A 9,321-nucleotide genomic window follows, 5' to 3' on the forward strand; every position below is an offset into this window, starting at 1 on the left:
CGCCGACACCGCCGTGGCCGCCGTCACCGAACAGCCCACCGTCACCGCCGGCGCCCCCGGCTCCGCCCTGACCGCCCTCGCCATTTTCAGTACCCATCAACGCGCCTCCTCAACGACCACCGAGCTGGTCGACCCACGGTAGCGGCTGGCTGGCGGCACACTCGCCACTGGCCTGATTGGTGCCAACCATGAGTCGCTCCACGACTCAGCCCAAATGGCGCTCGACGGATTCCACTTTGTGCGTCATCGCGTCGGTGACTCCCGTGCGCCAGTCCGCCTTGATCACCGTGCTGACCCGCGGCGCTCGGGCGGCTACCGCCTCTACCGCCCGCTGCACCACGGCCATGACTTCTTCCCAGGTGTCGCCCTCGATCACGGTGAACATCGAATCCGTTTTGTTGGGCAGCCCGGAATCACGCACTACCCGAACCGCTTCGGCGACGATCTCGCCGACACCCTCCCCCACACCAAGCGGGGTAACCGAAAATGCGACCAACACAGACACCCGTCTACTCTCGCATGGCAGCATCGAAGTCCATGCGGGTTCTGGTGCAACGGGTCTCGGCGGCGGCGGTATCGGTGAACGAGGAGGTGGTCGGCGCCATCCGGCCGCTCTCGCAGGGTCTGGTCGCACTCGTCGGCGTCACCCACAGCGACGGGCCGGACACGGCGCAGCGGCTCGCCGAAAAGCTTTGGAAGCTGCGCATTCTCGACGACGAAAAGTCCGCTTCCGATGTCGACGCGCCGATTTTGGTGGTCAGTCAGTTCACCCTCTACGCCGATACCGCCAAAGGCAGGCGGCCGTCCTGGAATGCCGCAGCACCGGGCCCGGTAGCCGAGCCGCTGGTCAAGGCGTTCGCCGACGCCCTCAGCGGGCTCGGCGCACACGTCGAAACCGGGGTCTTCGGTGCACATATGCAGGTCGAACTCGTCAATGACGGTCCGGTAACCGTCCTGCTGGAACTTTGACGAGTACCTTCGCGGCTATGACGACACCTGAATTCGGCTCGCTTCGTTCTGACGACGACCAGTGGGACATCGTCAGCGGAGTCGGTTACACCGCCCTGCTGGTGGCGGGTTGGCGTGCGTTGCACGCCGTGAGTCGCCAGCCATTGGTACGCGACGATTACGCGAAGCTTTTCATCGAGGCATCGGCGGATCCTTATCTGATGGGATTGCTCGCCAACCCGGGCAGCTCGGAACACGAGAACGCCTTCCCGCGACTCTACGGTGTGCAGACGCGGTTCTTTGACGACTTCTTCACCTCCGCGGGAGTGGCCGGCATCCGACAGGCGGTGATCGTTGCCGCCGGTCTCGACTCACGGGCCCATCGGCTGGAATGGCCCTCCGGAACAACGGTTTTCGAGATCGACCTGCCGAAGGTCCTCGAGTTCAAAGCGCAGGTGCTCGGTGAGCACGGTAAGCGGCCGAAGGCCGACCTGAGAGCGGTGGCAGCCGACCTGCGTACCGACTGGGCGGCTGCGTTGGTAGCTGCGGGTTTCGATCCGCGCCGCGCGAGCGCCTGGTCGCTGGAGGGCTTGCTGCCCTACCTGACCAGCGCGGCCCACGAGTCACTTTTTGCCGGCATCACCGAGCTTGGTGCCCCGGGCAGTCGAGTTGCCGTGGGCGCCTTGGGGTCTCGCCTGGATCACGACAAGCTGGCGGCGCTCGAGGATGAGCACCCGGGCGTCAACGTTGCAGGGGATATCGATTTCTCGTCGCTGACCTACGAGAACCCGGTCGACCCGGCGGAGTGGCTGGCCGGGCATGGCTGGGCTGTGGAGCCGGTCCGCAACACCCTGGAGCTTCAGGCTGGCTACGGGCTGACGCCGCCGGAGGTGGATGTCAAAATCGACAGCTTTATGCACTCGCAGTACATAGTCGCCACGCTGTGAGTTCTAGGACGCTGCTCGCGCGACATGGCGGCGGTAGTAGCGGCGTCCGTGCAGACGTTGATAGTGCCAAACCGCCGCTGGTAGCGCACCGCGCGGGTGCAGCCAGAAACCGTTGGGCGCGTTGAGAATAGGCTCGCGGCGCCCAACCTTGACCTCGGCGACGACGAAACCCTCGCCCTGCGACCGCTCCCGGCCGGCAAGGACGGTGCCGTCGGCGGCGACGATCATGGTGCCGCCCTCGAACCGACCCGCGTAGCCCACCGGCAGCCACGGCATGCGGCAGTTCAGCTCGCCGGCGTGAGCCGCGTGCAGAACGGGCGCGCCGACGTACCCGGCGAACGATGCTGCCGCCCGCTGCGCGGTGGCAGCGTTACGCACCTCCATCCGGCGAAACCCCGCCCGCGGCCACCAGTCCGGGATCGACCACCATCCCGAACCCGTCATTGCCAGGTCAATGCGGCCCCGCAGGCGGCGGACGGTCTGGGTGCGCATCAGTTCCCAGCACACCGCCGCACCCACCGTCATGGTGCCGACCTCAATGATCCCGTCATCGTGACCGCCGATGTAAAACGCGTTCTCCCACATCGTGGGCAGGTCCTTGTCGTGCCGGCCGGCGACGCCATCGGGCGTGACGAGAAGGTACGCGTTGCGGACGTTGCCGTCGGCGTCCCGGATCAGCAGTGAGCCGCCGATCATCACCTCGTGGCGCCGTGCCAGGTTCAGCAGCAGCTCGGTGGCCTTGCCGTCGGGTGGCAGTGCGGCGTCGGCAAGTTCGGGCCAAAAGCCGACACCGGTGGTGAAGAACTCGGGCAGCGCGATGGTCTGCGCACCGGCGGACACCGCCTCTTCGATCAGACGTTCGGTGGCGGCAAGGTTGGCGTCAACGTCAGCCGGCACGGCCTCGACTTGGATTGCAGCACAGCGCATGAAGGCCATGTTGCCACCATGAGGCTAGGGCGTCAGCAAGATCTTGACGTCGTCGCCGGATCGGGCCGCGGCGGTCGCGTAGCCTTCGGCTGCTTGCTCGAGTGGCAGTGTCGTGGTGAAGATGCCGTCGACCTCGAGGCGGCCTGACTGCAGCAGCGGGATCAGTTCGGGCCAGGTGCGTTGTACCGGCGCGGTGGTCCAGCGCACCGTGATGCTGCGAATCAAGCAGCCGAGGGCTGGGAACGGAAACGGCTGCAAATCATGCACGCCAACCACCGAGACGGTTCCCCCGGGGCGAACGGCTGACAGGGCATCGGTCAGGGAAGCGTCTGTCGCGACGGCGTCGATCACCGCGTCGGCGCCGCGGCCGCCGGTGGCGGCGAGGATGGACTCGACGGTCGCCGACGCAATCGGTGTGGCACCCCACTGAGCGGCGCGCTGTAGCCGCCCCTGGACGCGGTCGACCGCGAAAACCGTTGCGGCGCCTTGGAAGAACGCACTTCGCAGCGCACACAGCCCGACCGCACCGAGGCCGATCACCGCGACCGTCCCGCCGTAGGGGATGTCGGCGCGCTGGGCTGCTGCCCACCCGGTGGCCAGGTTATCGGTGAGTAACAGGGCCTGCTCGGTGTTGATGCCGTCGGGGATCTTGCGCAGCTGGAAGTCTGCGGCGTGCACGGCGAGCAGGTCGGTCTGCGCGCCCGGTAGTACGCCGCCCCCGAAGATGTTCAGCCCGGAATAGCACATGACCGGATCGTTGGTGGCACAGCCGGGACAGTCGCCGCAACCGGCCACCGATGACACCATGACCTGGTCGCCGACTTTGACAGTGCTTACCTCGGGACCGGCTTCGACGACAGTGCCGACGGCCTCGTGGCCGAGGGCTACCGGCTCTGCCAGGGGGTAGTCACCCTCGTAGAAGTGCAGGTCGGATCCACAGATGCCGGCGGCGCTCACCGCGACGATGACACCGTCGGGCCCACTCAGAGCTGGGTCGGGCCGGGTATCGACCCGGATGCTGGCCGGCCCGTCGACAACTACCGTTCGCATATAAGCGCTCTCACTTTCCTTGTCGAAGCACGAAATCAGACCAGTCGGGCGCTCGCACGGCCGACCAGTATTCGCTGAGGCGCCACGGACTTACGGTGTGTATCTCCCCGTCGGCGTTCTTGAAGTAGGAGTGCTTGACGGCGGGGTGCGACCACACCATCTGCTTGATCTCGGCCTGGGTCCGCTGGTGCCAGTCGGCAGTCGCCTCCGGCGTGGGTTCCATTGCGACGATGCCGTTTTCGGCCATGTGCTGCAGGCACGAGTTGATGTAGCGCATCTGCAGCTCGGACTGGAAGATCAGGCTGCCACCGTGCGCCAGGTGGGTGCCGGGACCATAGATGAGGAACAGGTTCGGAAACTCCGGCACGGTCACACCCAGGTACGCGTTCGGCCGGCTCCCCCACCGCTCGTGCAGATCAATCCCATTGCGCCCCTTAATTTTCAGTGGCCACAACACGTCGGTGTGCCGAAATCCGGTGGCGTAGACGATAACGTCAACCTCGTGCGTTACGCCGTCCTCGGTGACGATGCCGCGTGGGGTTATCCGTTGGATCGGGGTGCGCACCAGTTCGACGTTGTCGCGTTGCAGGGCCTGCAGCCAGCTGCCGTTGTCTTGCAGCGTGCGTTTGCCGGTCGCGGGATAGTCAGGCAGCACTTTGTCCAGCAGTGTGCTGCCCTCGGCGACCTGGCTGGTGATCCAGTGGCTGAACATCATCCGGGCGGCGGCGTTGATGTCACTGACCGCATACTGTTGTTCGCCGGATTCGTCTCGGTAGTTCGGGTCGCCCTTGGCGGCATCGAGCCCCTTGTCGGCGCCCGGCCACAGCAGCAGAAACCGGTACCACCGGCCGTAGCAGGGCAGATGCCGCATCGCCCAACGCACACCATCGCCGACCTGGTCGTGGTACATCGTGTTCGGGAACATCCACTGCGCCGTGCGCTGAAACACCGACAGGTGCTCGACGATCCCGGCAATGGCAGGCGCAATCTGGAATCCGCTGGCACCGGCGCCGACGAGTGCGACCCGCTTGCCGCTCAAGTCGATCGAGTGATCCCAGGCTGCGGAATGAAATGACGGACCCGGAAAGGTTGCGGCACCGTGGAATTCGGGGATATGCGGTCGATTCAGCTGTCCGACCGCGGTGATGACCGCACGCGCGTGCACCATGCTGGTATCGCCATTGGCCGAGCGCAACCTGACCACCCAGTTGCCCTCGGAGTCGTTCCATTCAGCGCCCAGAACCTCGGTGTCGTACTGCACGTGGCGGGCCAGGTCGTGCTTGGCCATCACATCGGCGAAGTAGTTCTGTAGCTCGGACTGTTCGGCGAAGTGGTGGGTCCAGTCGTTGTTGGGTTCAAAGCTGTAGCAATAGAAATGGTTCGCCACATCTACCCGGGCGCCGGGATAGCTGTTCTCCCACCAGGTTCCGCCCGGCCCGCTGTTCTTTTCGATGATGGTGAAGTCGATGTTGGCCTGCTGCAACCGGATTCCGGCGAGGATGCCGGATTCCCCGCACCCGATCACGATGACCGGGAAGTCGGCCACGTTCTCGTCCGGCAGTGCGACTGGCCTGCGCGGGTCCACGCCTTGCAGGTCCATCTCTTCCAGCGCCAGGGGCAGATAGTCGTCTGGAACGTGCTCGCACGCCGCCCAGTCCAACATTTCCCGGATGAGTTCGTCGCTCAGCGGAGCGGGTTCGGGGCAGCCACGATCCCGGTAATCGGCAAGTGCCGTAAGCGCCTCGGCGCGGGCTTTGGCCTTGTCCTCCTCGGACATGAACCCCTGAACTTCGTTGAGAAACACCCCCATCTGCTTGAAGTCGCGGATAAATCGCGGATCGCCGGTGATGTGTACCAGGGACAGCAGCAAGGTCGGGACGCTGACGTCCTCTAGTGCGGCGGCGATCTCGGGCGTCGGGGTGGTGAAGGGCTGTCCGGCGTACCCGCTGCGCATCGAGTCCGATCCTTTCGGGGGTCCTGTAATTACGCTACCGCAAGTTTCGTAATTGCGCGGCTAACGCTACCCCGCGGCGACGCGATGGATCAAGACCGTCGGGCCGCCCATCTGCCGCGCCGTACGCGATCGGTCCGGGCCCGCCTGATCTGAAGGGGCTTAGTCGCAGTACACCCGACCTGGCTGGCTATGCGAGTAGTGTACGTACTAAACTAGAACACGTTGCAGTTTTTCCGCTCGGTCAAGCTTCCCAGGAGTAGGCATGCACACACCCCTATGCGACCAGCTCGGGATCGAGTTTCCGATCTTCGCTTTCACGCACTGCCGCGATGTCGTCGTCGCTGTCAGCAAAGCCGGCGGTTTCGGCGTGCTGGGTGCCGTCGGGTTCACCCCAGAGCAACTCGAGATCGAGCTCAACTGGATCGACGAGAACATCGGTGACCACCCCTACGGCGTGGACATCGTCATCCCGAACAAATACGAGGGTATGGACTCGCACTTGTCGGCGGACGAATTGACCAACACGTTGCGGTCGATGGTCCCTCAAGAGCACCTGGATTTTGGCAAGAAGATCCTGGCCGACCATGGTGTTCCGGTCGAAGACAGCGACGGGGACAGCCTGCAATTGCTGGGCTGGACGGAAGCGACCGCCACGCCGCAGGTGGAGGTGGCACTCAAGCACCCGAAGGTGACGATGATCGCCAACGCGCTGGGCACTCCCCCGGCCGAGATGATCGCGCACATCCACGCCGAGGGCCGAAAGGTGGCCGCGCTGTGTGGCTCGCCGTCGCAGGCACGTAAGCACGCCGACGCGGGCGTCGACATCATCATCGCCCAGGGCGGCGAGGCCGGTGGCCACTGCGGCGAGGTCGGCTCAATTGTGTTGTGGCCCCAGGTCGTCAAGGAGGTGGCTCCGGTCCCCGTGCTGGGCGCCGGCGGCATCGGCAGCGGCCAGCAGATTGCCGCGGCGTTGGCGCTGGGCTGCCAAGGTGCCTGGACCGGGTCCCAGTGGCTGATGGTTGAGGAGTCGTCGAACACACCGGTGCAGCAAGCCGCTTACATCAAGGCCGGCAGCCGCGACACCGTGCGCAGCCGCTCGTTTACCGGCAAGCCCGCCCGGATGCTGCGCAACGACTGGACTGAGGCGTGGGAACAGCCGGACAACCCGAAGCCGCTCGGCATGCCGTTGCAGTACATGGTTTCCGGCATGGCGGTGCGGGCCACCAACAGGTACCCGAACGAGTCCGTCGACGTGGCATTCAACCCGGTCGGACAGGTGGTCGGTCAGTTCCAAAAAGTGGAGAAGACGTCCACCGTCATCGAGCGCTGGGTACAGGAGTACCTGGAAGCAACGACCAGACTCGACGAACTCAACGAGGCCGCCGCCGTCTGACGGCGGAGTTGCTAGTCGAGGTCTTCCTCTTTACCGGTGAAGACCTCTTTCACCCGCTCCACCGCGTGTGTCCCGATCTCGATGGAGTTCTGGACGATGCCGCTGGCACCACCGGCGATGTCGCCGCGGATGATGTCGCTGGCGTGCTCAACGATGTCCGAGGCCTTCTCGACGGCATTGGTGGCGATGTCGCGGACCGCATCGACGGCGTCTCTGGGATCAATGGCCATGGGAATCTCCTTCAGTAGTCAACGAGAGTGCGCCAGTAGTCCTCTGGTATTTCACTGCCGGATCGCAACACTCGCGCCAAACCCACGGCCATCGCAATTCCGAGCAGTCCGAGCCACAATCCTGCCAGCCCGATCACCCACCACAGCACGGTGGTCACCGTCGGCCAGGGCGACACCACGGCCAGCACCGGCGCGAAGAAGAAGCCGGTACCGATATACCAGGCAGAGCCCGCACGGTCAGACGCCAGGACAAACCGCAACCACCGAGGAATCGGCGTGGTTAGTCCGTTGGTCGTCATCGGGGATTACGGCTCAGGCGGGAAGAAACCTGCTCCGGTGAACCAGCCTTCCTGCCATCCTTGAGCGCCCAAGCACAGCATGGGTAGGCCGGCCGGTGACTGCGCGGCCACCCTGGGACCCGGACATGGGGCGCCGATCTGCTGGACGCCTCGCAGCGGGTAGGAGATGACCCAATACCCCGTCTCGGCAGCCGGGAACTGGTTGGGTGGCGGGAAGTGGCAGGCCTCGGCTTGTCCGCTGGGTCCGCGTCCGAAAATGAAACGCTCGTAGTTGTCGCACGGCGCACCCAGCGATGCGTCGTAGTTCATGCCTGGCACGTCGCCTTCCCAGCGTCCGTTGTCGGCACTGGCTGCAGGCGCCAAAGCGACGGCCGCACCCGTGATCGCAGCGGTGGTGAGCAATTCGCGAATCATGTTGTACCCCGCTAGTCCTTCCTGGCAGCCCTTGTTCCTCAAGAGCATAACGATTGCTGCGAGGGCCACAAGGCCATATCCGGGCCATATCCGGGCCATATTTGGGATCGCTCGATCTGCTTGAGCCTTTGCGCTGTGTTAACAGTTGTGAGTGCGATATGTACCTTCCCGGCAACGGCCAGTTGTGCATTAGGGTCTGGCCTGCCAGCGCGTCATATTTTGCTGTGGACGGCGGAGGGTTTACCTGGTGACGGTCGAGTTTCGGTTGCTCGGCGACGTTGAGGTGCGCGTCGACGGGCTCAAGCTGGATATCGGTCATGCGCGGCGACAGTGTGTGTTGGTCGCACTCCTGGTGGACGTCAACCATACCGTCTCCCCCGAACTGCTGGTTGATCGCGTGTGGTCGGATCGGCCGCCGCGGCGTGCGCGAAATTCGTTGGCGGGCTATGTTTCTCGGCTGCGAACAATACTCGGGCAGACCAATGGGGTGACTATTTCGCGGGGTCCCGCCGGCTATGTGCTCGACACCGATGCGTTGTCGGTGGATCTGCACCGATTCCGCCATCTGGCAGCGCAGGCGCGGGCGAGCGCGGATGCGGCGGAGGCTTCGGCGTTGTTCGAGCAGGCCTTGCAGGAGTGGGCGGGTGAGCCGTTCATGTTCCTGGACACGCCGTGGGTCAACGAGGTGCGCAGCGCGGTGTTGGCTGAACGTTTTGCCGTCGAACTGGATCGCAACGACGTGGGATTGCGGGCGGGACGGCATGCGGAGCTCTTGGTCGAAGTGACGGCCGCGCAGGCCGCGCATCCGTTGGATGAGCGGTTGGCCGCGCAGTTGATGTTGGCGCAGTACCGGTGTGGGCGGCAGGCCGACGCGCTGGACACTTACCGCCGCACCAGACTGTGGCTGGTCGAGGAACTCGGCGTCGAACCCGGTGGGCACCTCAAGGAGGTGCACCAGCAAATACTCACCGGCGCGGCCGAAACCGCCGATATGCAATGGGATTTGGAACCGGCCGGAATCAAGGAAGAAGCGTCGCCGCCGCCGGTGGTGTGTGATCGGCCGTCGTCGGGGTTGTTGCGGCGGGCGACGAGTTTTGTGGGTCATGAGGAGGAGTTGGGGTTGGTTGTGGGGGCGTTGGGGGGCGGTTTGTTGGTGAGA

11 protein-coding genes are annotated in these 9,321 nt (G+C 64.8%); 4 read left to right on the forward strand and 7 right to left on the reverse strand.

The features are described 5' to 3' along the window. Positions 1-205: 205 nt before the first annotated feature. Complete coding sequence (locus A5634_RS13055; protein ID WP_065144473.1) at positions 206-505, reverse strand: MTH1187 family thiamine-binding protein; 300 nt, start codon at positions 503-505, stop codon at positions 206-208. Positions 506-537: 32 nt separating this feature from the next. Between A5634_RS13055 and dtd the strand changes: the two genes are divergently transcribed. Next, entirely contained in the window at positions 538-969 is a 432-nt protein-coding gene (gene dtd / locus A5634_RS13060; RefSeq protein ID WP_065144474.1) for a D-aminoacyl-tRNA deacylase, read from the forward strand. A 17-nt stretch (positions 970-986) separates the two neighbouring features. Then, entirely contained in the window at positions 987-1,895 is a 909-nt protein-coding gene (locus A5634_RS13065) for a class I SAM-dependent methyltransferase (protein WP_065144475.1), read from the forward strand. 3 nt (positions 1,896-1,898) lie between these two features. Here the strand turns inward: A5634_RS13065 and A5634_RS13070 are convergent, their stop codons facing one another. The 3 genes from A5634_RS13070 to A5634_RS13080 are packed head-to-tail and all read right to left on the reverse strand — an operon-like array spanning position 1,899 to position 5,826. After that, a complete protein-coding gene (locus A5634_RS13070; RefSeq protein WP_081290402.1) occupies positions 1,899-2,831 on the reverse strand; it encodes a carbon-nitrogen hydrolase family protein in 933 nt (310 codons plus the stop codon). A 15-nt stretch (positions 2,832-2,846) separates the two neighbouring features. Beyond that, positions 2,847-3,872, reverse strand: coding sequence for an alcohol dehydrogenase catalytic domain-containing protein (locus A5634_RS13075; RefSeq protein ID WP_065144476.1), 1,026 nt, complete (start codon positions 3,870-3,872; stop codon positions 2,847-2,849). Between the two features lie 10 nt (positions 3,873-3,882). After that, positions 3,883-5,826 (reverse strand): flavin-containing monooxygenase, encoded by a 1,944-nt coding sequence (locus A5634_RS13080; protein ID WP_065144477.1) that lies wholly within the window; start codon positions 5,824-5,826, stop codon positions 3,883-3,885. Between the two features lie 262 nt (positions 5,827-6,088). Here A5634_RS13080 and A5634_RS13085 point away from each other — a divergent pair, with 262 nt between their 5' ends. Further along, on the forward strand, positions 6,089-7,219 hold the full coding sequence (locus tag A5634_RS13085) for a nitronate monooxygenase (RefSeq protein WP_065144478.1): 1,131 nt from the start codon (positions 6,089-6,091) through the stop codon (positions 7,217-7,219). 11 nt (positions 7,220-7,230) lie between these two features. Here the strand turns inward: A5634_RS13085 and A5634_RS13090 are convergent, their stop codons facing one another. The 3 genes from A5634_RS13090 to A5634_RS13100 are packed head-to-tail and all read right to left on the reverse strand — an operon-like array spanning position 7,231 to position 8,162. Further along, entirely contained in the window at positions 7,231-7,449 is a 219-nt protein-coding gene (locus A5634_RS13090; protein ID WP_065144479.1) for an Rv1893 family protein, read from the reverse strand. An 11-nt stretch (positions 7,450-7,460) separates the two neighbouring features. After that, positions 7,461-7,748: a hypothetical protein gene (locus tag A5634_RS13095; RefSeq protein ID WP_065144480.1), complete on the reverse strand. Its 288-nt coding sequence runs from the start codon at positions 7,746-7,748 to the stop codon at positions 7,461-7,463. Positions 7,749-7,754: 6 nt separating this feature from the next. Continuing rightward, complete coding sequence (locus tag A5634_RS13100) at positions 7,755-8,162, reverse strand: hypothetical protein (protein ID WP_065144481.1); 408 nt, start codon at positions 8,160-8,162, stop codon at positions 7,755-7,757. A gap of 247 nt (positions 8,163-8,409) precedes the next feature. On the opposite strand from A5634_RS13100, the gene A5634_RS13105 reads away from it, so the two are divergent. Further along, positions 8,410-9,321, forward strand: a 912-nt coding sequence (locus A5634_RS13105) for an AfsR/SARP family transcriptional regulator (RefSeq protein WP_172831691.1), incomplete at its 3' end; no start/stop codon positions are given.

Source organism: Mycobacterium asiaticum (assembly GCF_001673365.1).
Lineage (GTDB): Bacteria > Actinomycetota > Actinomycetes > Mycobacteriales > Mycobacteriaceae > Mycobacterium > Mycobacterium asiaticum_A.

Excerpts from the sequence above, each read along its gene's own strand:
- A5634_RS13075 (WP_065144476.1), bottom strand. The coding sequence starts at position 3,872 with ATGCGAACGGTAGTTGTCGACGGGCCGGCCAGCATCCGGGTCGATACC.
- A5634_RS13085 (WP_065144478.1), top strand. The coding sequence starts at position 6,089 with ATGCACACACCCCTATGCGACCAGCTCGGGATCGAGTTTCCGATCTTC.
- A5634_RS13065 (WP_065144475.1), top strand. The coding sequence starts at position 987 with ATGACGACACCTGAATTCGGCTCGCTTCGTTCTGACGACGACCAGTGG.
- A5634_RS13070 (WP_081290402.1), bottom strand. The coding sequence starts at position 2,831 with ATGGCCTTCATGCGCTGTGCTGCAATCCAAGTCGAGGCCGTGCCGGCT.
- A5634_RS13090 (WP_065144479.1), bottom strand. The coding sequence starts at position 7,449 with ATGGCCATTGATCCCAGAGACGCCGTCGATGCGGTCCGCGACATCGCC.
- A5634_RS13080 (WP_065144477.1), bottom strand. The coding sequence starts at position 5,826 with ATGCGCAGCGGGTACGCCGGACAGCCCTTCACCACCCCGACGCCCGAG.
- A5634_RS13095 (WP_065144480.1), bottom strand. The coding sequence starts at position 7,748 with ATGACGACCAACGGACTAACCACGCCGATTCCTCGGTGGTTGCGGTTT.
- dtd (WP_065144474.1), top strand. The coding sequence starts at position 538 with ATGCGGGTTCTGGTGCAACGGGTCTCGGCGGCGGCGGTATCGGTGAAC.
- A5634_RS13100 (WP_065144481.1), bottom strand. The coding sequence starts at position 8,162 with ATGATTCGCGAATTGCTCACCACCGCTGCGATCACGGGTGCGGCCGTC.